The 21,769-nt window shown below is 61.9% G+C and carries 24 protein-coding genes and 2 pseudogenes; 8 read left to right on the top strand and 18 right to left on the bottom strand.

The genetic code is table 11. From position 1 onward, the window contains the following. Positions 1-125: 125 nt before the first annotated feature. Together NKH67_RS07990 and NKH67_RS07985 are read right to left on the bottom strand one after the other, a co-directional pair. The gene (locus NKH67_RS07990) at positions 126-785 is read right to left on the bottom strand and encodes a ThuA domain-containing protein (protein ID WP_352473436.1); all 660 of its coding nucleotides are present in this window, start codon (positions 783-785) and stop codon (positions 126-128) included. Positions 786-796: 11 nt separating this feature from the next. After that, entirely contained in the window at positions 797-1,894 is a 1,098-nt protein-coding gene (locus NKH67_RS07985) for a Gfo/Idh/MocA family protein (RefSeq protein WP_353030496.1), read from the bottom strand. 265 nt (positions 1,895-2,159) lie between these two features. On the opposite strand from NKH67_RS07985, the gene NKH67_RS07980 reads away from it, so the two are divergent. Further along, a complete protein-coding gene (locus NKH67_RS07980; RefSeq protein WP_352473438.1) occupies positions 2,160-3,068 on the top strand; it encodes a dihydrodipicolinate synthase family protein in 909 nt (302 codons plus the stop codon). Here NKH67_RS07980 and NKH67_RS07975 read toward each other — a convergent pair whose 3' ends face one another. The 6 genes from NKH67_RS07975 to NKH67_RS07950 all read right to left on the bottom strand — a co-directional run bounded on the left by NKH67_RS07975 (position 3,069) and on the right by NKH67_RS07950 (position 5,546). Next, on the bottom strand, positions 3,069-3,449 hold the full coding sequence (locus tag NKH67_RS07975) for a DUF1801 domain-containing protein (protein WP_353030494.1): 381 nt from the start codon (positions 3,447-3,449) through the stop codon (positions 3,069-3,071). A 109-nt stretch (positions 3,450-3,558) separates the two neighbouring features. Further along, on the bottom strand, positions 3,559-4,029 hold the full coding sequence (locus tag NKH67_RS07970; protein WP_352569221.1) for a DUF1801 domain-containing protein: 471 nt from the start codon (positions 4,027-4,029) through the stop codon (positions 3,559-3,561). A gap of 4 nt (positions 4,030-4,033) precedes the next feature. After that, the gene (locus NKH67_RS07965; RefSeq protein ID WP_352612050.1) at positions 4,034-4,264 is read right to left on the bottom strand and encodes a hypothetical protein; all 231 of its coding nucleotides are present in this window, start codon (positions 4,262-4,264) and stop codon (positions 4,034-4,036) included. Positions 4,265-4,351: 87 nt separating this feature from the next. Then, positions 4,352-4,744 carry a VOC family protein gene (locus NKH67_RS07960; protein WP_352502145.1) on the bottom strand — a complete coding sequence of 131 codons (393 nt, stop codon included), beginning with the start codon at positions 4,742-4,744 and terminating at the stop codon, positions 4,352-4,354. A 71-nt stretch (positions 4,745-4,815) separates the two neighbouring features. Next, a complete protein-coding gene (locus NKH67_RS07955; RefSeq protein ID WP_352473443.1) occupies positions 4,816-5,226 on the bottom strand; it encodes an SRPBCC family protein in 411 nt (136 codons plus the stop codon). Beyond that, complete coding sequence (locus tag NKH67_RS07950; RefSeq protein WP_353030492.1) at positions 5,223-5,546, bottom strand: ArsR/SmtB family transcription factor; 324 nt, start codon at positions 5,544-5,546, stop codon at positions 5,223-5,225. The genes NKH67_RS07955 and NKH67_RS07950 overlap by 4 nt, the downstream gene beginning before the upstream one ends. Positions 5,547-5,740: 194 nt before the next feature. Between NKH67_RS07950 and NKH67_RS07945 the strand changes: the two genes are divergently transcribed. Further along, positions 5,741-5,983: a type II toxin-antitoxin system Phd/YefM family antitoxin gene (locus NKH67_RS07945; RefSeq protein ID WP_352680916.1), complete on the top strand. Its 243-nt coding sequence runs from the start codon at positions 5,741-5,743 to the stop codon at positions 5,981-5,983. Then, entirely contained in the window at positions 5,980-6,408 is a 429-nt protein-coding gene (locus NKH67_RS07940; RefSeq protein ID WP_352680914.1) for a type II toxin-antitoxin system VapC family toxin, read from the top strand. The genes NKH67_RS07945 and NKH67_RS07940 overlap by 4 nt, the downstream gene beginning before the upstream one ends. A 282-nt stretch (positions 6,409-6,690) precedes the next feature. On the opposite strand, the gene NKH67_RS07935 is transcribed toward NKH67_RS07940, so the two are convergent. The 9 genes from NKH67_RS07935 to NKH67_RS07895 all read right to left on the bottom strand — a co-directional run bounded on the left by NKH67_RS07935 (position 6,691) and on the right by NKH67_RS07895 (position 15,533). Continuing rightward, the gene (locus NKH67_RS07935; RefSeq protein ID WP_353030489.1) at positions 6,691-7,947 is read right to left on the bottom strand and encodes an RNA polymerase sigma factor; all 1,257 of its coding nucleotides are present in this window, start codon (positions 7,945-7,947) and stop codon (positions 6,691-6,693) included. Positions 7,948-8,033: 86 nt separating this feature from the next. Next, positions 8,034-8,435 (bottom strand): YciI family protein, encoded by a 402-nt coding sequence (locus NKH67_RS07930; protein ID WP_051406115.1) that lies wholly within the window; start codon positions 8,433-8,435, stop codon positions 8,034-8,036. Positions 8,436-8,639: 204 nt separating this feature from the next. Next, complete coding sequence (locus NKH67_RS07925; protein ID WP_023676185.1) at positions 8,640-9,422, bottom strand: ABC transporter ATP-binding protein; 783 nt, start codon at positions 9,420-9,422, stop codon at positions 8,640-8,642. A gap of 10 nt (positions 9,423-9,432) precedes the next feature. After that, positions 9,433-10,230, bottom strand: a complete 798-nt coding sequence (locus tag NKH67_RS07920) for an ABC transporter permease (protein ID WP_353030709.1) — start codon at positions 10,228-10,230, stop codon at positions 9,433-9,435. A 97-nt stretch (positions 10,231-10,327) separates the two neighbouring features. Then, positions 10,328-11,329, bottom strand: a complete 1,002-nt coding sequence (locus NKH67_RS07915; RefSeq protein ID WP_502893732.1) for an ABC transporter substrate-binding protein — start codon at positions 11,327-11,329, stop codon at positions 10,328-10,330. A 226-nt stretch (positions 11,330-11,555) separates the two neighbouring features. Further along, positions 11,556-12,287, bottom strand: a complete 732-nt coding sequence (gene hutC, locus NKH67_RS07910) for a histidine utilization transcriptional repressor HutC (RefSeq protein ID WP_352502138.1) — start codon at positions 12,285-12,287, stop codon at positions 11,556-11,558. Positions 12,288-12,318: 31 nt separating this feature from the next. After that, on the bottom strand, positions 12,319-13,341 hold the full coding sequence (locus tag NKH67_RS07905) for a zinc-dependent alcohol dehydrogenase (protein WP_353030707.1): 1,023 nt from the start codon (positions 13,339-13,341) through the stop codon (positions 12,319-12,321). 15 nt (positions 13,342-13,356) lie between these two features. Continuing rightward, the gene (gene hisD / locus NKH67_RS07900; protein WP_352612040.1) at positions 13,357-14,679 is read right to left on the bottom strand and encodes a histidinol dehydrogenase; all 1,323 of its coding nucleotides are present in this window, start codon (positions 14,677-14,679) and stop codon (positions 13,357-13,359) included. Positions 14,680-14,759: 80 nt separating this feature from the next. Further along, positions 14,760-15,533 carry an SDR family NAD(P)-dependent oxidoreductase gene (locus NKH67_RS07895; protein WP_352473450.1) on the bottom strand — a complete coding sequence of 258 codons (774 nt, stop codon included), beginning with the start codon at positions 15,531-15,533 and terminating at the stop codon, positions 14,760-14,762. Between the two features lie 199 nt (positions 15,534-15,732). Between NKH67_RS07895 and NKH67_RS07890 the strand changes: the two genes are divergently transcribed. The 3 genes and pseudogenes from NKH67_RS07890 to NKH67_RS07880 all read left to right on the top strand — a co-directional run bounded on the left by NKH67_RS07890 (position 15,733) and on the right by NKH67_RS07880 (position 18,880). Further along, a complete protein-coding gene (locus tag NKH67_RS07890; RefSeq protein WP_353030487.1) occupies positions 15,733-17,802 on the top strand; it encodes a N,N-dimethylformamidase beta subunit family domain-containing protein in 2,070 nt (689 codons plus the stop codon). After that, positions 17,685-18,053: pseudogene (locus NKH67_RS07885) on the top strand (hypothetical protein); the annotation flags it as partial. The gene NKH67_RS07890 and the pseudogene NKH67_RS07885, both read left to right, overlap by 118 nt. Positions 18,054-18,334: 281 nt before the next feature. Continuing rightward, entirely contained in the window at positions 18,335-18,880 is a 546-nt protein-coding gene (locus tag NKH67_RS07880) for a dihydrofolate reductase family protein (RefSeq protein WP_352502134.1), read from the top strand. A 730-nt stretch (positions 18,881-19,610) separates the two neighbouring features. Here the strand turns inward: NKH67_RS07880 and NKH67_RS07875 are convergent. Next, the gene (locus NKH67_RS07875; protein ID WP_352502133.1) at positions 19,611-20,504 is read right to left on the bottom strand and encodes an NAD(P)/FAD-dependent oxidoreductase; all 894 of its coding nucleotides are present in this window, start codon (positions 20,502-20,504) and stop codon (positions 19,611-19,613) included. Between the two features lie 288 nt (positions 20,505-20,792). On the opposite strand from NKH67_RS07875, the gene NKH67_RS07870 reads away from it, so the two are divergent. Further along, the gene (locus tag NKH67_RS07870) at positions 20,793-21,443 is read left to right on the top strand and encodes a TetR/AcrR family transcriptional regulator (protein ID WP_353030485.1); all 651 of its coding nucleotides are present in this window, start codon (positions 20,793-20,795) and stop codon (positions 21,441-21,443) included. Beyond that, positions 21,439-21,651: pseudogene (locus NKH67_RS07865) on the top strand (hypothetical protein); the annotation flags it as partial. The gene NKH67_RS07870 and the pseudogene NKH67_RS07865, both read left to right, overlap by 5 nt. Positions 21,652-21,769 lie beyond the last annotated feature (118 nt).

The raw sequence follows: 21,769 nt of genomic DNA, 5'->3' as shown, positions 1-21,769 counted from the left end.
AGGACCGCTGATGTATTGGATACTACCATGGCAGTCAATTGCTTGCCGCAGCCCAGTGCCTGTGTCTGCGTTCGGGCCGCCCCCTATGAGAGATTACAACGGTACGTGGCGTTCAGATTGAACGGCTATGCAAGGTCCGAGTTTCGGCTGGCCCAAATCGCGCCGCGTTCGAACATCGTGCGCATTTGCGGCACGGCGAACTCGTCGGCGGTGTGGCCGAGCGCGCTGTAGAAGACGCGGCCCTTGCCGTAGCGGCGCTTCCAGACGACCGGCATGACGACGCCGGCGATGAAATCGAGATGCTCGCCGGTGAAAGTAGTCGTCGCCAGCACCTCGTTGGTCGGATCGACATGCATGTAATACTGCTCTGAACGGTAGGCGAAGCCGTCGATGCCCTGCATGACCGGATCGTCTGGCCTGGTGATGTCGACGTGATAGTCGATGATGTTGCCGGGATGGGCGACCCACTGGCCGCCGGTCATGAACTGGTATTCCGGCTCGTTGCGGAAGCTGTCGCACATGGTGCCGTGAAAGCCCGCAAGGCCGGTGCCGGCCCTGACGGCGCTGGTCAGGTTTTGCAGCTCCGGCTTTTCGATCGTCGACATGGTGATCACCGGGACAATGAGATCGAGCATGCCCAGCTGCGGATCGGCAAGCGCCGAAGTCCCCTGCTCCAGCTGCACGTCGAAGCCGTTGCCGGCCAGCATCTCCTTGACGATTTCGGCGCTCCGGGCCGGGGTGTGACCTTCCCAGCCGCCCCAGAAAATCAGTGCCGTCTTGCTCATCGCATTATTCCCTATTCCAGAATTCCGAAAGGCAGGTCGGCCTGCATCGGCGCCGGCCGGGCGCAGCCATATCTCAGGTCGATACGCTGGCCTATCTCTGCTGAAGAGATGATCGATTCCATGATTTCCAGGACATGGAGGGAAAGATCGAGACTGGCGCGGTGTTGCCTGCCCGAGACGATCGCCTGCGCCATGTCGGCAAGGCCGAGGCCCCGGTAATTGCCGTCGCCATAGGAATGGATCTGATCGGCCACCGTCCAGTCGCCCTTGCACTGGCTGGTCCTGATGTCGCCCTGGAACTGGTTGGGATCGGAGACGATCATCGAGCCCGTGGTTCCGTAAAGTTCGATGTGATTGTGTTCATGCTTCCAGACGTCGAAGCTGGTGGTGATCGAGACCGCGGCGCCATTCTCGAATGCGAGCAGGCCGGAAATATGGGTCGGCACCTCGACCCGGATGGTCTCGCCCTGGCGCGGTCCAGAACCGATGATGCGGGTGGCGTAGGATGACTTCGCCTGCCCGGTCACGGATTTTACCGGACCCAGGAGATTGACCAGGCAGGTCAGGTAGTACGGTCCCATGTCGAGCATCGGCCCGCCGCCGGGCTGATAGTAGAAATCCGGATTGGGATGCCAGAGCTCGTGGCCGGGCACCTGCATGAAGGCAGAGCCGGCGACAATGGTCCCGACCGTATCCTTATCGACCAGCCGCCGCGCCGTTTGGTGGGAGCCGCCAAGAAAGGTGTCGGGTGCACAGCCGACGCGCACGCCCTTTTCGCGCGCGGCCGCGACCAGCCGCTCGGCGTCGCTGAGCGTCGTTGCCAGCGGCTTCTCGGAATAGACGTGCTTGCCTTGCCCGACAGCCTGCAGGCCGACCGGCACATGATGCTGCGGCGTCGTCAGGTTGAGCACGATCTCGACGCGCGGATCGGCCAACAGCGCGTCGACCGGCATGGCAGCCAGGGCGTAGGTCGCTGCCTTGGCCTCGGCCGCCGTCCGGTTGACGTCGGCGACGCCGACAATGTCGAGCACCGGGAATTGTGGCGATGCCTTCAGATAGGCATCCGAAATGTTGCCGCAGCCGATAATGCCGACGCCGATGCTGCGCATGGGCTTCTCCTCAAAAGGCGGCATTGATGAAACAGCAGAACTCGTTTGTCACCCCCCTTTCGGCCGGACGAGGTTATCCCGTGACAAGGATATACCTCGAGAGCCTCAGAACCGCCGCCCGATCACAATCGCGCGCCTATGCGCGAGCGGCTTGATTTCGAGTTCGAACGGCCGGTACTCAGCAACACTGCCTCATGTAGCTTGCTCGACATTTCTGATGCCGGCTTTGAGCACAGCACAGATTTTCACCCGTAGAAGGACGCACATGATCCGCCCACAAGGAACCATCGCACCGATCCTGACGCCGTTCGAAAACGACGGCCGCATTGCCCGCGACCTCTGGATATCACACGCCAAGTGGGTGCTGGATCAGGGAGCGCATTTCCTGTCGCCGTTCGGCACCACGGGCGAGGCGTTGTCCGTCTCGTTGCGCGAGCGCATGCAAGCGCTGGAGTGGCTGGTCGAGGCCGGCATTTCGCCAAGCCATCTGATGCCCGGCACCGGTGTCACAGCACTTGCCGAGACCGTCGAGCTGACGGCGCATGCCGTCGGGCTCGGCTGTGCCGGGGTGATGGTGCTGCCGTCGTTCTTCTATACGGCCGCCGGCGACAACGGACAGGCCCGCTACTATGGCGAGCTGATCGAACGGGTGGCGAACCCGGCGATGAGGATGATCCTCTACCACATCCCGCAGAATTCCGGCGTACCGGTGAGCCCGGCGCTGACCGCCCGCTTGAGCCAAGCGTTTCCGGATGTCGTGGTGGCTTACAAGGACAGCGCCGGCGATTGGAACAACACCGTGGCGGTCATTGCGGCAGCTCCAGGGGTCGCGGTGTTCCCGAGTTCGGAAGCACAGCTGACGAAAGGCCTCGCCAACGGTGCTGCGGGCTGCATCTCGGCGACGGTCAATCTGAATGCCGCAGCGATCCGGGCCCTCTACGACGCAGCGCTGGCGGGAGAGGACATTACTGACGCGGATGCCGCCATCAAGGCGTTCCGCAAAATCATCCAGGACGCCGGCCTCATCTCCGCGATGAAGGCAGTGCTGGCGGTACGGTCCGGCGACAGACGCTGGCTGAACCTGCGCGCGCCGCATGAGAACGCGACGCAAGCCACCGGCGAAGCTTTGCTCGCCGCTCTCGGCCCGCTAGCCGACCATATCGGCCGGAGCTGACTATCGGGCCGTGTTCAGGGCGGCAGCAGCGCGTATCAGCGCCTTGAACGCATTCTCATCTATGTCTTCGCCCTCACGGATATCGATGGCGCGCCTGGTGTTGCCTTCGAGGCTGGAGTTGAACAGGCCTGAAGGATCCTGCAGGGCGGCGCCCTCTGCGAAGGTCACCTTCACGACGTTCTTGTAGGTCTCGCCGGTGCAGATTATTCCGGCGTGCGACCACACCGGAACGCCTCGCCACTTCCACTCCTCGACCACTTCCGGGTCAGCCTGCTTGACGAGAGCGCGGACATGGGAAAGCGTCTTGCCTCGCCAATCGCCCAGCTCACTGATCCTCGCATCTATCAGCTGCGAGGGGGAGCTCTCTGCATTTCCTTCCATAGAGCCACTCTTCATCACCATTGTCGCTTTCCCTAGGGTTGTTGCCGCTCGCCCGTCACATGAATACCGCTAGTCGGCACCGGGTTTGCGGGAATGACTGGCATTCCACTCACATTCGCTCGCCAGGCAACTGGCTGGCTTGCTTTACCCAGTCGGTGAGTTGAGCTTCGTCGAGCTGGTCGTCCTCGCGGATGTCGAGGTAGCGCACGTCCTTGTGCTTGGACTCGCCTGGAGGGAAAGGATGCAGCGACGTGCCGCGGAAGAAAGCCAGCTTGATGTACTTTGTGAAGCAATGGAAGTTGAGGAACCAGCCTTGACCCTCTACGCCATAGAAGGGCGAGTTCCATTTGACGGCCTTGCGCAGGTTGGGAACGTTGCGCTCGATGAGTGCGTCGAGGCGGCGGCCGACGTCGCGTTTCCAGCCCGGCATGGCCGCGATGTAGGCCTGCACAGGAGCGTCACCATCACCCTTCGGGATCTGCGGGTTGCCGCCTGCGAGGAGGACCGGCTTGGCGGCTGCAGGCTTGGCGGCGGGCTTCTTCGCGACCGCCGCTGACTTGATGGACGTCTTGTTGGCCATGCGGTCACTCCAATGCGCCGGTGCCCCCTGCGTTGCGCCACTTGGGAGCGTAAGGCAGCACGAACATGTACAGTCCGGTAAGCAGGAGCAAGCAGAGTGGAAACAGCGGCAAGAGGTATACCCAGTAGGCGGGTTCCTTGCCTACTCCCAGGCTGATGAAGATGGCGGCGACGACCGCCGCAAAGATGATCGACAGCCAGCGGTGGATCTGCCGAACCCATTTGTTCCAATCCATTGAGACCTCCTCTGAAGACGAACCGAAGCGGATCGGGCAGCCCGTTTGGCGACTCCCGCCGGGCAGCCACGCCACTGAACGCATGCTTTACCAGCGCGCCAGTTGGGTGATTTGAACGAGATTGCCGCAGTTGTCGTTCAGCTGGGCGATGGTCGAGCCGGTTACTTCGGTCGGCGGCATCGTGAACTCGGCGCCGCGCGCTTTGATGCGCTCGTAGTCGCCCTTGACGTTATCGGTGAAGAACATGACCGCGGGCTGGCCCTGCTGGAAAATGGCTTGCTGGTAGGTCTTTGCAGCGGGGTTGTCATTGAGCGCGAGTTGCAGCTCGGCACTGTCCGGCTCGTCGGGTGATGCGACGGTCAGCCAGCGAAACGGCCCATTGCTGAAATCGGCCTTCTTGGTAAAGCCGAGCGTTTCGGTGTAAAAGCCCAGTGCCTTTTCCTGGTCGTCCACGTATACTTTGGCCAACTTGATCTTCATTGGCTTGCCTCCATTATCGCCTCGTGATGTCGCTCTGTAACAGAGCCCTCGCCTGGATAGCCCAGCGGATCTCAGTCCGTCCGCGCCAGAACCTGCTCCAGATCGTCAAAGAACCTCGGCCAGCCGACTTTGGCACCCCGGAAGTAAGGCTGCTGATCCGGCCGGAAGCCCGACTGTTCCATGCGCAAGCGGGCTCCGGTGCTCGTGGGGGTGAGGGTCCAGGAGACGACACTCTTGAGATCCTTGGTATCCCACGTGTAAGTCAGTGTTCTGTTCGGCTCGACCGTCTGCACCTGACATTCGACAGCGCCCCAGTCTGCGTGAAGATTGAAACGGTGGTCCGCGACAGGTTTGAAGTCATTTTTCATGAGCCACTCCTCGATCAAGTGTGGTTGCGTGAGCGCGCGCCAGATCTTCTCGGGCGGATAAGCGATTTCCCGTTCAACAACGACGGAGAGCGTTTCGGTCGACGTTCGGTTCACTGGTCCATCCTTTTGAGCAGGTCTTCGAGGTCGTCGAACCGGCTCTGCCAGAACCCGGTCATCTGGCTTGTCCAGTCGATCAGGGGGGCAAGCGCAGCAAGCTGCGCGCTATAATGGGTCTGTCGCCCTGCATGGCGGTCGCGCACGAGCCCGGCCTGCCTCAAAACGCCGAGATGTTTTGACACGGCCGGTTGCGAAATTCCGGCCTGAGCCGTCAGAGCCCCGACCGTCTGCGCTCCTTCGCGACACAGCCGCTCAAAAATAGCGCGCCGAGTCGGATCGGCAAGCGTTCTGAAGAGTACATCGTGAGCGTTTGGCATTGGGATCGATAACTCTTCGGCTATTGATCGATGTATAACCGCCGGGATATGTGTGAGTCAAGCGGGAAGCGGCATAATTCTCGTTGCAGGTCACCTGCTTCGCTCACGCAGCCAGTTGCTTATTCGCCGTGCTCTGCACTGGAATTGTCACGCGTTATGCGCTACATGACCATCTACATGGTCAGGAGCGTGACATGGATGCAGTCAATCTGGCGGACGCCAAGGCACATCTGAGTGAGCTCGTCGACCGGGTTGAAGCTGGAGACTCGATCGACATAACCCGGCGTGGCAAGCCGGTCGCCAGGCTCACGGCCGTGGCCCGCCCTCGCAAACGGATCGACGCCGTCCTGCTCCAATCCCTGACCGCAACCATGTCTCTGCAGGCTCAGGCTGCCGCCGATCTGGTGCGATCGATGCGAGATGGCGATCGCTATTGACGTCCTATCTCGATACTTCGCTGATCATCGCGGCGCTATCCAACGAAGCCGTGACCGCGCGCGTTCAGGGCTGGCTGGCGGAGCAGGACCCAGCGCAACTTGTGATCAGCGGCTGGACCATCACCGAGATGTCCTCCGCCATGGCGATCAAGCTTCGGACCGGACAGATCGACCTGGAGCAACGCGCGGCAGCGCTCGCGATGTTCAATAGGCTTGTCGCTGAGAGCTTCACCGTGCTGCCGGTGACGGGCGGGCATTTTCGGGTCGCCGCGAAATTCGCCGATCAGCATATGCTCGGGCTTCGTGCTGGCGACGCCCTGCACCTCGCGACGGCATCGGAGCATGGCGCCACGGTGTGGACCCTCGACCAGCGACTCGCCGAGGCAGGACCGATTCTCGGCGTGCCGACGCAGTTGCTGGCATGATCGAGGCCCTCTCCTCCAAAATGAATAAACCGATTGAGGCTCGCCGAGCGGTACGGCCTTTCCACCTATGAAGCGATGATCGCCTCCGCGGCGGTTCACGCTGGCTGCGATACACTCTGGTCAGAGGACATGCAGCACGGAATGGCGCTCGACGAAGGCTTGCGCATCGTTAATCCCTTTCGCGTTGCGAGCTGATCACGCTCATTGAAGGGAGCTGGCCGGGAGCGAACTGGCGGCTTTCGATGTTGCCGAGCGGCGCGTCGGGCACGGAGAGCGATGCTGTCAACCACAAGCGTCTGCGCGGGCGAGGAGAAAGGCCGCCTCGCGCACGTTGCGGGTGAGCTTGGCCGCAGCCTCGAATTCGGCGCGGGCCTCGGCCAGCCGGCCGGCCCGAAACAGAAAATCGCCCCTCGCCGCCGGCAATGGCGCATAATTGCGCAAGGCGGCGGCGTCGGCAATCTCGTCTACCAGCCGCAGGCCCGCTTCGGGCCCGAAGGCCATGCTGTGGGCGACCGCTCGATTGAGATCGACCACCGGCGAGGGCATCACTGCACGCAGCCGGTCGTAGAGCGCTGCGATGCGGGGCCAGTCGGTGTCGGCCGGACTGCGCGCCCGCGCGTGACAGGCTGCAAGCGCGGCCTGCAACACATAGGGGCCATCGCCCCCGAGGGCTTCGGCATGGGCCAGCGCGTCAAGGCCTCGGCGGATCAGCAGCTGGTCCCAGCGCGCGCGGTTTTGCTCGGTCAGGGTCAAGAGGGCGCCGTCCGGCCCGATGCGTGCCGGCAGGCGCGATGCCTGGATTTCCATCAGAGCCAGCAGGCCGAACACCTCGGCATCCTCGGCCATCAACCCCGCCAGCATGCGGCCGAGCCGTTGTGCCTCCAGGCACAGGCTCGGCCGGACAAGGTCGTCGCCTGCCGTGGCGGCATAGCCTTCATTGAAGATGAGATAGATGACCTCCAGCACCGAGGACAGACGCGCCGCACGCTCGGCGCCGCGCGGCACCTCGAAGCTGAGCCTGGCCTTTCCGATCGTCCGCTTTGCGCGGACGATGCGCTGGGCGATCGTCACCTCGCTCGACAGGAAAGCACGGGCGATCTCGTCCGTCGTCAGGCCGCCGATGACACGCAGCGTGAGGGCCGCGCGGGCGTCGGCCGAAAGTATGGGGTGGCAGGCTGTGAAGATGAGGCCCAGCAGTTCGTCGCCAAGATCGTTGTTCATGGCCATTTCGTTTCCCTCGGCCGTACCGTCGCACTCGCCGTCCAGCTCCCGCGCGATCTCCTCATGCTTGCGCTCGCGCATCTTGTCGCGACGGATCGCATCGATGGCGCGGTGTTTGGCGACTGTCATCAGCCAAGCGCCAGGATTGGCCGGAACGCCGGTCCTGGACCATTCGGATAGGGCTATGACGAGGGCGTCCTGCACCAGTTCCTCTGCAAGATCGACATTGCGCACGAGGCGGGCCAGGCCCGCGATGAGCCGGGCCCGTTCAATGCGAAAAATCGCCTCGATCGCCTGCTGCGTCTCGCCTGCCGTCATGCTGCCTTATCGGCCAAAGCCATAACGAAGGCAAAGCAGGTTGCGGCCGACAGGTTCAGTTGCCGCTGAGCTTCTCGCGCGTCCGGTCATGGATTTCCGTGACCTCCGGCGTCAGATTCCCATTGCCAATCAGCCATCTCGTACAGCGGCCGGATTTCAATCTCGCTCGGTCCCGGCATGGGATTGGGGCAGCGCTTCACCCAGGCGACCGCCTCGTCCATGTCCTTGACTTCCCAGAGCCAAAAGCCGGCGACCAGTTCGCGGGTCTCGGCGAAAGGCCCGTCGATGACCGTCCGGCGGGGACCATCGAAAGCAACGCGCTTGCCCTGCGAGGAGGGCTTGAGGCCATCGGCGTCGAGCAAGATGCCGGCATTGCGCAGCTCGTCGTTAAACCTGCCCATCGCCTCCATCGCCTCCTTCGCCTCGGGCGTGGGGACAAAGCCCTTTTCGCTGTCCTCGGTAGCCTTCACGAGCACCATCACACGCATCGTCTGTCTCCTTGTTGAGCCGGACTCACCGGCCGGCATCGAAACGACGAACGGAGTTTAGGAAATCGACATTGTCCTGCAAATTTTTTTCGAGGTTGAGGAGAAAGCCGCCGATCGCGGCTCCTCTAGTCAGGAATTGCGATGGCGCGATATCGAGATTGGGCGCAACGCTGGTCGCCGATTGTAAGTAATTGAGTGGCTCGCCTAAACCATTTCGGGACGTTTTGAGGCCTCGCGGATCGCCTTGTGCACGCTGCGCTGCAAATCCATGAAGGCCGGGGTTTCCATGACCTCTTCCCGGCGCGGGCGCTCGATGTCGACATTGAAGGTCTGCATGATGCGTCCTGGGCCGATCCCCATCACGACGATGCGGTCCGAAAGGTAGACGGCTTCTTCCACATCATGGGTGACGAAGAGCACGGTGAGCCTGTGCTCCTCCCAGATCTGCGTCAGGAGTTCCTGCATCTGATGCCTGGTCAAGGCATCGAGCGCGCCAAAGGGCTCGTCCATCAGAAGCATTTTGGGTCGATACGAAAGAGCACGCGCTATGGCCACCCGTTGCTTCATGCCGCCCGAAAGCTCAGACGGATAACGATTGGCGCTGTGCGGGAGCTTGACCAGATCGAGATGCTCGCGTGCTATCCTGCGGCAGGTCGCGCGATCATGACCCGCGGCCTTGAGCGCGAACTCGATGTTCTGCTGCGCCGTCAGCCAGGGAAGCAGGGTGTAGGACTGGAAGACGACGCCGCGGTCGAGGCCCGGCTGCAGGATCGGCGCGCCATCGATGGCAAGATCTCCCGCGTCGAAATCCTGCAGTCCGGCAACGATCGACAGCAGCGTGCTCTTGCCGCAACCCGACGTGCCTACCAGCGAGACGAACTCGTTGTCGGCAAGATCGAGATTGATATCGCGCAGCACTTCCGTGCGCCGCGCGCCCGTGCCGAAGCTCTTGTGGAGACCTTTGATCCCCAATTTGGGCAAACTCATCGGCCCGGCCTCATTGCACGTGGCCCTCCTGCCGGAACAGCACTTTTCCCAGTGCCTTCATGACCTGGTCGGTAATGAGGCCAAGCACGCCCAGCAGCAGGATGTAGCCGATGATGGTGTTTGTCTGGAAATAACGCTGGGACACGGTGATGCGGTAGCCGAGCCCTGATGTCGCCGCGACAAGTTCTGCCAACACCAGCCAGGTCCATGCCCAGCCGAGACTGATGCGCAACGTATCCCAGATGCCTGGCAAGGCGCTGGGAACCACGATGCGCGTCAGGATCCTGCGATCCGGCAGGCCGAGCGTCCTGCCAAGGCCGATGAAATCAGCGGGAACCCGCTTCACATTGTCCATGATCATCAGCACCTGCTGAAAGAAGGTGCCGATGAAGATGATCAGGAACTTCTGGGCATCGCCGGTCCCCGACCACAGGATGGAGAGGGGCACGAAAGCGACCACCGGCATGTAGCGGATGAAATCCACAAGCGGCTCGATCGCCGCTTCCCAAGTCCTGAAGCTGCCGATCAGCACGCCAATCGGAATCGCCAATGCCGAGGCGATGAGGAAGCCAACAGAAATGCGGTATATCGAGGTCCTGAGATCCAGCCACAGCGTGCCGTCACCCGAGAGCTTGCCGAGCTGGGTCACCACGCTCCCCGGCGAGGGCAGGAAAATCGGCCTTACCAGCCCCAGCCCCGTTGCCGCCCACCAGGCGAGACCGAGGCCGGCAAAAACCGCCACTGCTATCATCAGGAAGCGCGAGCGTGCGATGGGCGCGCCGAACCCGGAGGATCGGCGACGGCGCATCGGCTGTTTGATCACCGGCCCCGGCGCTGCGTGAGACGGGCTTGGCTTGGTCGCACGCTGCTCGGACATTTGCGTCACCACCGCGAGCCGGCCCTCGTCATTTCGCGGCCTTGACGAATGACGGGTCGATCATCTGCTCCGGCGTCACGTCCGCCTGAAGCAGCCCGGCGTTCTTGGCGGCTGCCTCGACATCGGCGAATGTCTTGGTGGAAAATTCGCCCGTCAGCGCATCCTTGTTTTCGGCGAGAGTATAGTAACGCACGCCATCAAAGGCGGTGTTGAGGTCTTCGACGCTCGAACCAACCGCCTTGGAGATGATCGCCCGGCCGTCGGGCGTGTCGGCATTGTAAGCCTTCAGGGCCGCATCCCAGGTTTTGATCATGGCAAGCACCTGGCCGGGACGCGACTTGATCACCTCATCGCGCACCACCAACACGTCACTGATCAGGCCGGGATCTTCGCCTGCGGTGAAGAGCAGCTTGACGTCCTTGTTCTGTGCCCTGGCCGCGGTGAGATAGGGCTCATAGGTAACCGCGACCGGGACCTGGCCGGCGATCAACGCACTGCCGGCATCCGCCGCCGGCATTGGAACCGGCTGGACATCGGCGATGGACATGCCGTTCTTGGCGAGCGCGTATTTGAGCAGGATGTCGCTCGTCGTGCCTTCCTCGAAAGCCACCTGTTTGCCCTTGAGGTCGGCGACGGAGGCGATGTCCTTGCCGGCGATCATGGCGTCCGCCGTCATGCTGACGTCGAGCAGAAGCACGATCTTCACCGGCAGGCCGGCCGCAACCATGCCCATAGCCGTGTGGGTCGCGATGTTGGCGGCATCGAGCTGGCCGCTCGCCAGGGCGGCGTTGATGTCCTTGTCCTCGGCGAAGTTCACGATCTGCACGTCGGACAGCCCGTTTGCCTTGAACAGACCCTTGGCTTCGGCGACGTGCCACTGGCCGTAGCCAAGCCATGGCTCGATGCCTATCTTGAATGTTCCTGCCTCAGGCGTCGCCGGAATTGTCGTGTCGGCCGCGTAGACCGCCGGGGCAAACCCGACGGCAGCAGCCATAACGAGTGCCCGAAATTGTCCTGCTAGGTTACGCATCATCTTGTTCCCCTTGATGATCAGGCCGCTTTTTTGAACCAAACATCCGGCCTGGTGAGAATGCGGGCTTCTGCTCTTGCGGCACCGTGCCTCGGCATCTTAGCTGTCCGTTCAACGAAAGTGCGACGACACTTCAACGTCAGCAACAGCGGATGTCAAGGCTAAATACATACATGCATATACAAGTTAGCCCCCCTCCTTCCGACTCTGATTCGCTTCACTGCGATCAGGTTTTTTTGGATGGAGAATATCGACTGCCAAGCGAGTAGCGGCTGCCAACGTAAGTCAGCTTGCTGATCGTGGCAACGACGGCGCCCGTCCATGTCCGGCGATGCAGAAACAGGCAGCAGCTGCCGACGTCGATGCCCAGATACCGCGCCGTCTCGGCATCGGCAGGGGTCGCCGAGATGATGTGCTCGACCTCCGTCACGGGGGTTTTCTGCATGAGGTAGTCGTAGGTCGCTGTCTTGGAAAAATCCTGCTTGTCATAGTCGGGTATCAGGCCCGGGTTGACGAAGCGCTCTTCCAGTTGCACAGGCAGGTCGTTCTCGAAGTTGACGACGATGGAATGATAGACCGACACGCGCTTTGCAAACTCAAACGAAAGCGCGAGCTCCTTTGTCGGCGTGATCTTTTCGAGGACGATAACCTCGGAGCGATGCCTGTTTCCCCGCGCGACAATTTCCGCCGCGATGTTGTTGATCTCGATCAGTGCGGATTGCGGTCGAGGCGGCGCGATGAATGTGCCGACGCCCTGGAGCCGGATCAGAAAACCCGCAGAGGTCAACTCCCGCAAGGCACGATGGACCGTCATCCGAGACACGCCGAGTGTCGCCACGAATTCATTTTCGGACGGCAGCTTGCGGTCCTTGCTCCATCGCCCCGTTCCGATATTCGTCAGGATGTAGTCCTTGACCTTCTCGTAAAGAGGGCTGGCGGTGTCGGGCAAAGTGATCATTACAAAAATCCTTTCCGGCAAGGTTCGGAAATCACACGCGCCCGGCAGACCGCATCCGGATGATTGTTTTCAAGCCATCGCCCTGTCCCGCCAACAACCGCTTATAGGCTGCGGGAACATCATCCAGGCCGATCTCCCGGTCGATCAGTTCGACCATGGGCTCGGTCAATTCGCCGAGCATCCGGATGGCGTCGGGAAGCTCATCGGCAAAGGCGTGGCATCCCAGCAATGCGATTTCGCGTTCAACCAAGATGTTGGGATCGATATCGAGGCGGCCGTGGAATATGCCGACCATCGCAACGGTGCCGCCGGCGTCGAGAACGCCGAGCAACTGGCCGAGTGCTGCGATGCTGCCGGTCGCTTCGACGGCAGCGAGCAAGGGGGCATCCGCGGTGGCGGCGGCGATGGCGTTCCGGTTCAAATCGACGATGCTGGCGCCGGTGACCCGCGCCACGCGGGCGCAGCGGCCCTGATTGCGGTCGGCGACGAGCACGGTACCTGCGAATGTCCGGGAAAGCAGCAGTGCGGCAAGCCCGCCAATGGTCCCGCAGCCGACGACAAGAACGGAACCGGCCGTTTTCGGCAGACGCCGCACTGCGTGCAACGCTACAGCCAGCGGCTCGGCCATCGCCGCGACCCGTTCGTCAAGCACGGCATCGACGATGTGCAGGAGGCGTGCGGGCAGGACCGCCTGTTCGGCAAATCCGCCGTCGCATATCTCGCCGACAAAGCCCAGCGACGTGCAAAGATGCCGCTTGCCTGCATGGCATTGCGCGCATTCTCCGCACCAGAAACGGGAATCGGCGACCACTCGGTCGCCAACACCGACGGTACCCACGCCCTCGCCGATGGCAATCACCGTGCCTGTCAGCTCATGGCCGGCCGTGGAAGGCGATCGGCTTATCCATTGGCCCGTGCGGAAGTTGTGGAGATCGGAACCGCAAATGCCTGCGGCATCGACCCTCAGCTTCACCCAGCCTGGCTCGGGAGCGCCTGGCGCGGCGATATCCTCGACGCGCAGGTCGCCGGGTCCATGGAGCCGCGCCGCCCTCATCGTCATCGTTTCCGCTCAGCCGGCGAGATAGCGATCGCGGATCTCCGAAACCGCGTTCTCATGCGAGCTGAATCCTTCGTAGCGGGCGAGCCTGCGGGCATGCAGGGCGAGTTCCGGATAGGCCGCCGAGGTCACATAGCCGACCGACGATCTCTTGACGAAATCCGTCACGGAAAGCGGTCCAAAGGTTCGCGCCCACCGGCTGGTCGGCAGCACCGCATTGGGTCCCAGGACGAAGTTGGCGAGGGTCACCGGCGTATGCGGACCCATGAGGATCTCGGCAGCTTCCGTGATACGTCCGAGATGCGCAAATGGCTCCGCTGACAGAATCTCGAGGTGCTCCGGCGCATAGTCGTTGATGAACCGGTAGCTGTCCTCCAGCGACTCGGTCAGCACGATGCCGCCGCGCCTTCCAGTCAGCACCGCGCGCGAGAACTCCACACGCTGTTCGCTCATCCGGGACCAATGTTCCGGTATCGCAATCAATGCGGCTTCGGCGACCTTGCGGCTGTGCGTCACCAGGTAGGCCGAGGAATCCGGCCCGTGCTCGGCCTCGATCAACAGGTCAAGAGCAGCCAGGCCGCCGTCGACGCTGTGATCGGCAAAAATGATCGCTTCGGAAGGACCGGCGGGGAGACCTGTGTTGATGATCGGGGACAACACGCTCTTTGCCGCCACCACCCAGGGGCTCCCCGGCCCGACGATCTTGACGGCAGGCTTCACAGTCTCGGTCCCATAGGCGACGGCGGCGACCGCATGGGCGCCGCCGCACTTGTACACGGTCTCCACGCCGGCGATGCGGGCAGCAACCAGCGTCGCGGCGTCGACGGAACCATCCGAAGTCGCAGGCGTCACGATCGCGATCTGGGGAACCCCGGCAATCACCGCCGGAACCGAAGTCATCATCGTCACCGAGGGAAAGGCGCCTTTGCCGCGCGGAACATAAAGCGCAACGGAAGCAATCGGTGTGTATCGGTCGCCCGCATAGGCGCCCGGCCGAACTTCCTTGAGCCACATCGTTTCCGGGCGCTGCTCCTCGTGGAAATGCCGGATGTTCTCAATGCCGAACCGGATACTCTCCACGACGTCCTTGTCGACCTTGTCGAATGCCGCGTCGAACTCCGCTTCCGAAACTTTCAGTCCACCGTCGGCAACATCGGCTTTGTCGAGTTCGCGTGCAAACCGGAGCAGTGCCGCGTCACCTTCATCCTTGACGGCCTGGATGATTGGACGGACCTTTTCGATGAAGGAAGACAGATCTCCTTCGGCGCGTTTCAGTAAACTGGCCCGCTGATCGACACTGAGGGATGACAGGCGGTGGAAGCTGACGTCAGACATGGCGGCTCCTTTTGTTAGAACGCAATTACGATTAGCGCTTGTCGATCACTTCTGGGACACGTCTCCGGCCCCTGAAGCCTTCAAATCGATGCGAGAAAGCCTCCATCCACGGGAATGGACTGGCCGGTTATGTAGGCTGCCGCATCCGAAGCGAGGAACACCGCGATTCCGTGCAGGTCCGAGAGATCACCAAAACGGCGCTGCGGAATCTTGGCGAGCATCGATTGCTGCCATGCCTCGTTGCTGTAGAACACGTCTGTCATCGCTGTTCTGAAATAGCCAGGCGCAATGGCGTTGACCCGGATCCCGAGATCGGCCCACTCTGCAGCAAGCGCCCGCGTCATGCCGAGGAGGCCTGATTTCGACGAGCCGTACGGCACCGCCGTGGGAACCCCAACCTCGGAGGTCAGCGAGCAGAGATTGATAATGACGCCGGGCCGCCCGGCGTCTCTCATCTGCCGCGCGGCGGCTTGGGCGCAGAAGAAGGCGCCTTTGAGATTCGTATCGACAATCCGGTCCCACAAGGCCTCGTCGACATCGAGTGAAGGCCGGACCTCTTCCACCCCCGCATTGTTGACGAGAATATCGAGACCTCCGAGCAGGCTGCCGGCCTCGGCTGTCGCCGCCCGGCAGCGGTCGACATCGGTGACATCCAGGGCGACGGCGTGCGCGACCCCGCCGGCGGTGCGGATGGCGGCCATCGTCTTCTCGAGCGAGGCCACGCTGCGCGCCGCGACCGCGACGTCGGCGCCGGCCGCGCTGAGCGCCTCGGCGATGCTGCGCCCGATGCCACGGCTTGCGCCGGTTACAAGCGCCTTCCTGCCTGACAGATCGAAGAGAGATGCGTTGCGCATGTCATCCTCCTTGGTAATGTCGCGCTTGGACCGATCGCGTCGAGACTATCCGAATGCAGCTTATCTATACAAGCATGTACATCATGGCTGTAGTGCGCCATGCGGAACTTTGCTTGTCAGAGCGGCAGCGCATTGACCGACATCGGACCGGTCTACGCGGTTCGCCCCAGCCCATCTGGAGTTCATCGGGAGGGGATAGATGAAGCGCGCAGTAGACCACGAGGCGATGAGCGTGGTCGGCTATACCACCCCCTGGAGTGCCAAAGCAGGCCAGCGGATCAACCTCAGCCTGTCATGCGATCGGCCGATAAAGGCCACACGAATTTGCCGGCTCGACAAGCCGGCTCCAGAATTTCTCGCCTGGCCCATCGAAACGATAGGTGAAGCACGGCATCGGCATTTCGACCAGGGGTCGTTCCTGTTCGTGCGAGCCGGCGAACTGGCCAAAGTACAAGCCGTCCACGGCATTCGTTTCGAGCTGTTCCTCACGCGCAACGAAGGTGCGCGCACGATCCTGGAAGCAGGCGCCCTCGGGCTGCGCCTCCGCGACGACGGCGCATTTGTCGTGGAAATCGGTGACGAAACCTTTGTCGAGAAGAAGGCGCCAACTGGTGTGTGGCTCACCGTCGAGTTGGATCTGCGGCAGGATCAATCGCGTCTGCGCATCAAATCCCATGACCGTCTCGCGCCTTACGAACTCCATGAAGGTTTTGGCGGCCCGGCGCGGAACCTCCAGGCGCAAGGCATCCATTTCGGCGCAAGCGCCACCAACCACGAACCTACCCTCAACGCGAAATTTGCTGCGATCCGGCTCGACACCCCACAGGGGACTGTTGCCTGGGATTTCCCGACGCTGTTACCAACGCAGGCGATCCTGACGTCGGGCGGAGCAGATCCGTTGCTCCTCGACGTGATCAATCAGCCAGCCTTCTGCGTGACTTCGGCACGCTGGGACGGATCGAGCTTCGAGCCTCGCTTGGTGCCGTCGCACTACGACGCTATCCATTGCCACGACGACGACATCGGCCCGCTTGAGTGGCCGGTCTCGCACCGCGTGACGATCCCCGAAAACGCACACCCAGGCGTCTACGCGTTCCAGGCCGAATGGGAGGGTGGCTACGAACGCGTGGTGTTCTTCGTCACCTCTTCACAGGTTTCGTCGCCGCTGTTGTATCTCGTGCCGACGGCCACCTATCTCGCTTATGCGGACGAATATCTCCCGGATCATCTTTATGAATGGAAAGGCGACGACCGGGGACATCGCTTCGCGATCGCCAACAATCTGAAATCCCTTTACGACTACCATTCCGACCTTAGCGGTGTTTCCATCTGCTCCTACAAAAAGCCGAAAGTGACGCTCAGGGACGATTACGATTATCCGCTCTGCGGCTGCCCACACAATTTGCCGGTCGATCTGCATTTCCTCCGATTCTGCCACGACAATGGAATCGTGTTTGACGTCATGACCGATCACGATTTGCACGAATGCGGCATAGACGGTTTGCGTCGACATCAAGCCGTCGTCACCGGCAGTCATCCCGAATATATGTCGATCGAGATGGAGCAGGCGCTGCGGCAGTTTGTAGCCGAAGGCGGCAGCATCGCCTATCTCGGCGGAAACGGCTTTGCTGCCACTGTGGCTTTCAAGGACGACCTGATGGAGTTGCGGCGCTCGCCGCTGGAGGCCGGCCGCACCTGGGACGGCCCTGTCGCCGAACAGGCGCTGTCGATCACCAACGAACCAGGCGGCTATCTCCGCTGCCGCGGCCGAGGCGAATTCTCGCTGATCGGCGGTGCAATCTCATTGATGGGTTTCGATGGCGCACGCCCCTTCACGCGCACTGAGGAAAGCCATGAAGCAGGATGCGCATGGCTGTTCGAAGGCGTTGAAAATGCGACCTTCGGCACCGACGGCATGGTGCTGGGCGGTGCCGCGGGCTACGAACTGGATGCGACGTATCCAGCCCTCGGCACTTCCGCTGACACCGTCGTGATCGCGCGGGCGACGGGATTTCCCGACAGCTTCTTCCAGGATCCGACGCGCTGGTACGAGGGCGGGGATAAGCAACGCATCGCCCGCCGCTGCGCCGAAATGACCCTGCGAAAGCTCGCAGCAGGCGGCTTGATCTTTTCCGCAAGCTCGGTTGCCTGGTGCGGCGCGCTGCCAGCCGCAGGCGCCATGAACGATGTCGGCAGGATCACGCTCAATCTGCTTACCCGCCTCGGTGCGACGAAAGGAGAACCAGGCCGAGAAAAATCGATAAGCTGATTGGCGCCGTTACGGAAAGACCCGTATCCGGTCTTGGGAAATCAAATCAGTCGGCGTGCACCGGCTTCGTCTCACATGCCTCTCGCCACCTGGCGGACGGCAGTTGCCTCAGCCGCAACCAGCCGGCGAAATTGCAGCCCGGTGGTGAAAGTTGGGCGGAGGCCTATGTGGCGAGCGGTGACTTGGCGGAGGAAGTCGCGAAGTTGAAAGCCCAAGAGGGCAAGCCGATCATCGCCCACGGCGGAGTGAGCTTCGCCCGCAGTCTCGTCGCCCAAGGACTGGTCGACCAGCTCGCCCTGATGGTGGCCCCGTGGCGCTGGGCAAAGGCCTGCCGCTGTTCTCCGAACTCGCCGCGCCGATGTCTCTCAAGCTGGTGAGCTCGAAAGCCTTTCCGGGGGCCGCGGTGGCGCAGATTTACCGGCCAACGTGAACAGGTCAGAGAATGTGTGCAGCCAACGAACCGACGAAGTAAGGGCGAGGTATAAATGAATGCGATCCCTTCGGATCGTCGTCGATCGATAGGAGCCTGTGCATGGCGAAGCTTGTGTTCGGAATGATGCAGTCGCTCGACGGCTATGTCGCTGGCGCCGAGGGCGGGCCCGGGCTGCCGATGCCGGGCGAGGCGCTCCATCGCCACTTCAATGCCCATGTGCGCGGGATCGCCGGCAGCCTCTACGGCCGGCGCATGTACGAGGTAATGCGCTATTGGGACGAGGGTCAGCCAGGACAGGACCAGGTCGGGCGCGACTTTGCGGCGGCCTGGCGGGCGCAGCCGAAATGGGTCGTCTCTCGCACCCTGAAGTCGGTCGGGCCGAACGCGACGCTGGTGGACGACGATCTCAAAGGGTTCGTTAGGGCGCTTAAAGCCGAACACGAGGGCGAGATCGAAGTCGCCGGACCGGAGCTTGCGGGTAGTCTGACCGAGCTTGGCCTTGTCGATGAGTACCGGCTCTACTTCCGTCCCATCGTGCTTGGTCGCGGCAAGCCATTCTTCGCCGGCCCGCGGCCGCCGCTGCGTCTCGTGGCCAGCGACCGGGTTGGCGAGGACGCGATCAGAGTGACGTACGTTCCCGCCTGATCACAACCCACCCGACACCCTAACGTCCGTCGGACCGAATTTGAGCTCATTCCTACTCGATTGTTGCAAATCTAGTTAGGCCATTGATAAGCTAGTTTTTTTATTCGTTGCCGCGCAAGAAGCCGACCCATGGGCCGCCAAAACGTTACAGTCTTGATTTCAGATGGAAAAATAGCACGAAAATTTTTTGTGCGGTTTCGGCATCTATCGAAGTCGATCGCCTTTTCCCGACCCACTTTGGGCAACTCAGGTGGGCTTCACAGCGAACCAAGAAAGTACCGTCACTAACTTTCATAGCACAGCGCGCCACAACGCGACCCGCCGCGGCAGCGTCATCCAAGCGCCATCCCTCTCCGTTTGTAGGTGAACTGGATACCGCTGGCAGTGCAAACTGGACACTCCCGGCAGCATAAACTGGACACCTCAAGACCCACCCGCTCCGAGGACGCGACAGCACGGTTCAAGGTGCAATGTCGCGCCCTCCACTTGCTGAACTTCTTCCCGGAGGGGGCCGGGGGAGGTTGAATAACCTGTGGAAGGCCTGTGGGTCTTTTTGGGACCGTTTGCGGACCGGCCTGAGCCTAGGAATCGTTTTGCTCAACTGCCCCTTCGAGACGGCTGACCGGCCAAAGACGCCCCTCAGGGGAGAGGGGCCCCGCGTTCCGTGGCACCGGCCCGCAACCTTCAGAATATGATAGCCCGCGGCAACCGGAGAAGGGAATCTGTGCTCTCAAACCAGCATCGACTGCTGGGCGGAGATACCCGCCGTCGCGCCATGCGATGTTGCCAGGGTGACCGAGGCCATGAGGGGGTTGGCGAGGTCGCCGGCGGCGTAGATGCCGGGAATGCTAGTTTCGCGGCGCTCGTCGACCTTGAGGGCGATGCCGAGGGGCGTATCGACCGTGGCGAGGCCCAGTGATTCATGCAGGCTTGCGGACGGCTTGTTGCGCGGATGGGCGAACAGGATGTCGACCGCGACATTGCGGCCGGTATCGAGATTGACGGTGGCGATATGGCCCCCGTGATGGGCGATCTCGGTGATCCGGCCATCGACGACAGGTATGTTGCGGCGCGCCAGATCGGCCCGGATATCGGGTGCAATGTCGTGACCATCAGCGAAGACCGTCAACGTGTCGGTCCAGTCGTGGTACAGCCTGACATAATTGTGCGACGGCGGGCCGGACCAGACCAGGCCCCAATGCTGGCCGGCGACTTCAAAGCCATCGCAATAGGGGCAGGGTACGATGGACGTGCCCCAGCCCTCGGCAAAGCCCGGGACATCAGGCATCTGGTCGGCAACGCCATAGCTCAGGATCAGTCGCCGCGCCCCAAGGCTTTCGCCATCGCCAGTGAGGACGGAGAAATCGTCGATGGCGCCGGAGACCCTGTCGGCTCGGGCATTGACCAGCCTGATCGTGGGATAGCGCGCCAGCTGCTGCCGCGCTTCGGCCAGGATGTCCAGCGGTGGCTTGTGATCGTGGCCGAGCAGACCATGCGAGTGGCCGGCGAAGCGGTTGCGCGGCAGGCCGGTATCGAGAACGGTGACCTTGCGGCGGGCACGGCCGAGCTGCAGGGCGCCGGCGAGACCGGCAAAGCTGCCGCCGATGATGATGACGTCATCCATAGTGATGGGCTCCGTGTTACGGTTGGAGGGGTGTGGGCTGGGCGTGTCGCGAAATAGCGTCCAGCGATACGCGCTCAAGACGGGCAGCGAGCAGGGCTCCGGCATCGCCGAGACAGTCCCCCATCACTGTGTTGACCGGCCGGACGATGCCGCATTCGATATCTCCGGGCGGCCCGGGGAAACTTGATTTGGAGGACAGGGTAAAATCCAACCTTTGGCTTGCATATTTCTGAAACTGCGTGGTATCGTAATTCAAGAATTAGGATACTGTCAAGGATTGTAATTGTCGTGACCGTAAACAGCCAGGGCCGGCGCGGCCGGCCCGCCAACCAGGCGCTTGGCCAAACGATACTCGACGCCGCGTGCGAACTCTTTGTGGAATTGGGTTTTCAAGCGACGACATTGGACAAGGTCGCCCAGCGGGCGAAGATATCCAAGCTCAGCATCTATCGGCACTTCGAGAACAAGGAGGCGCTGTTCAGCGCGGCCATCGCGGCCGGCTGCCATCAGTTGTTTGCACCACAGGCCCTTCTTGAAGGCGTCGACGGTTCGGTCGACGATCAGCTCATGGCGGTGGGATCATCACTGCTTCGCACGCTGTTGAGATCAGACGTCCGCAGTGTCGAAGCCATGGTCATGGCCGACAAGACGAATCAAAAGTCGTTAAGCAAGCTCCATTACGAAGCCGGCCCCGCCCATGTCATCGCCCAAATCGAGGCCCTGTTGCGCCAGCTGCACGCGAAGGCGGTTCTGAACGTGCCCGATCCTCTCCGGTCCGCCCGCTTGTTTGCCGCGCTTTTCAAAGGATCCGATCTCCTGATTATCGCACGCTTCGATGAGGCGAGAGCAGAGGACGACAACGAAATCGAATCCTATTGCCGGTCGGCCGTCGCCATGTTCATCGCCGCGCACGGTGGCAACGACCACGCGGGCGGATAAGCATTTGATTGCTCCGGGCAGCTTGGCCGGGACCGTCGTCCAGGCGCTTCGTCATATTGGGCCGGCGCGCGCGGCCGAGCTTGCACAGATCGCGGCACCTCATCTTTCTCCCAACGACAAAAAGACGCTCGCATCTACCGCGGTCCAAGCTCCCGCCTGGATGCGGTCGACGCTTCTCTCCATCGCAGATCCGGCGATAGTGTGCTGAAGGTTCTGCAAAAAGTTTTGGAGAGAGAACGGGGCTTGCTCTGAGGGGCGAGCGGCCATGGCACGGTGGTGACGTTGCGATCACCGATTCCCGTGGAAGGGGAAGTGCCATGACCAAT

Origin of the sequence: Mesorhizobium sp. M0968 (assembly GCF_040319065.1) — a bacterium.
Taxonomy (GTDB): domain Bacteria; phylum Pseudomonadota; class Alphaproteobacteria; order Rhizobiales; family Rhizobiaceae; genus Mesorhizobium.
Note: the sequence above shows the minus strand (reverse complement) of the source record. Positions and strands in the feature narration are given on the sequence as shown.

Coding starts and splice junctions, on each gene's coding strand:
- NKH67_RS07990 (WP_352473436.1), bottom strand. CDS start 785: ATGAGCAAGACGGCACTGATTTTCTGGGGCGGCTGGGAAGGTCACACC.
- NKH67_RS07985 (WP_353030496.1), bottom strand. CDS start 1,894: ATGCGCAGCATCGGCGTCGGCATTATCGGCTGCGGCAACATTTCGGAT.
- NKH67_RS07980 (WP_352473438.1), top strand. CDS start 2,160: ATGATCCGCCCACAAGGAACCATCGCACCGATCCTGACGCCGTTCGAA.
- NKH67_RS07975 (WP_353030494.1), bottom strand. CDS start 3,449: ATGGAAGGAAATGCAGAGAGCTCCCCCTCGCAGCTGATAGATGCGAGG.
- NKH67_RS07970 (WP_352569221.1), bottom strand. CDS start 4,029: ATGGCCAACAAGACGTCCATCAAGTCAGCGGCGGTCGCGAAGAAGCCC.
- NKH67_RS07965 (WP_352612050.1), bottom strand. CDS start 4,264: ATGGATTGGAACAAATGGGTTCGGCAGATCCACCGCTGGCTGTCGATC.
- NKH67_RS07960 (WP_352502145.1), bottom strand. CDS start 4,744: ATGAAGATCAAGTTGGCCAAAGTATACGTGGACGACCAGGAAAAGGCA.
- NKH67_RS07950 (WP_353030492.1), bottom strand. CDS start 5,546: ATGCCAAACGCTCACGATGTACTCTTCAGAACGCTTGCCGATCCGACT.
- NKH67_RS07945 (WP_352680916.1), top strand. CDS start 5,741: ATGGATGCAGTCAATCTGGCGGACGCCAAGGCACATCTGAGTGAGCTC.
- NKH67_RS07935 (WP_353030489.1), bottom strand. CDS start 7,947: ATGACGGCAGGCGAGACGCAGCAGGCGATCGAGGCGATTTTTCGCATT.
- NKH67_RS07930 (WP_051406115.1), bottom strand. CDS start 8,435: ATGCGTGTGATGGTGCTCGTGAAGGCTACCGAGGACAGCGAAAAGGGC.
- NKH67_RS07925 (WP_023676185.1), bottom strand. CDS start 9,422: ATGAGTTTGCCCAAATTGGGGATCAAAGGTCTCCACAAGAGCTTCGGC.
- NKH67_RS07920 (WP_353030709.1), bottom strand. CDS start 10,230: ATGCGCCGTCGCCGATCCTCCGGGTTCGGCGCGCCCATCGCACGCTCG.
- NKH67_RS07915 (WP_502893732.1), bottom strand. CDS start 11,329: ATGCGTAACCTAGCAGGACAATTTCGGGCACTCGTTATGGCTGCTGCC.
- hutC (WP_352502138.1), bottom strand. CDS start 12,287: ATGATCACTTTGCCCGACACCGCCAGCCCTCTTTACGAGAAGGTCAAG.
- NKH67_RS07905 (WP_353030707.1), bottom strand. CDS start 13,341: ATGAGGGCGGCGCGGCTCCATGGACCCGGCGACCTGCGCGTCGAGGAT.
- hisD (WP_352612040.1), bottom strand. CDS start 14,679: ATGTCTGACGTCAGCTTCCACCGCCTGTCATCCCTCAGTGTCGATCAG.
- NKH67_RS07895 (WP_352473450.1), bottom strand. CDS start 15,533: ATGCGCAACGCATCTCTCTTCGATCTGTCAGGCAGGAAGGCGCTTGTA.
- NKH67_RS07890 (WP_353030487.1), top strand. CDS start 15,733: ATGAAGCGCGCAGTAGACCACGAGGCGATGAGCGTGGTCGGCTATACC.
- NKH67_RS07880 (WP_352502134.1), top strand. CDS start 18,335: ATGGCGAAGCTTGTGTTCGGAATGATGCAGTCGCTCGACGGCTATGTC.
- NKH67_RS07875 (WP_352502133.1), bottom strand. CDS start 20,504: ATGGATGACGTCATCATCATCGGCGGCAGCTTTGCCGGTCTCGCCGGC.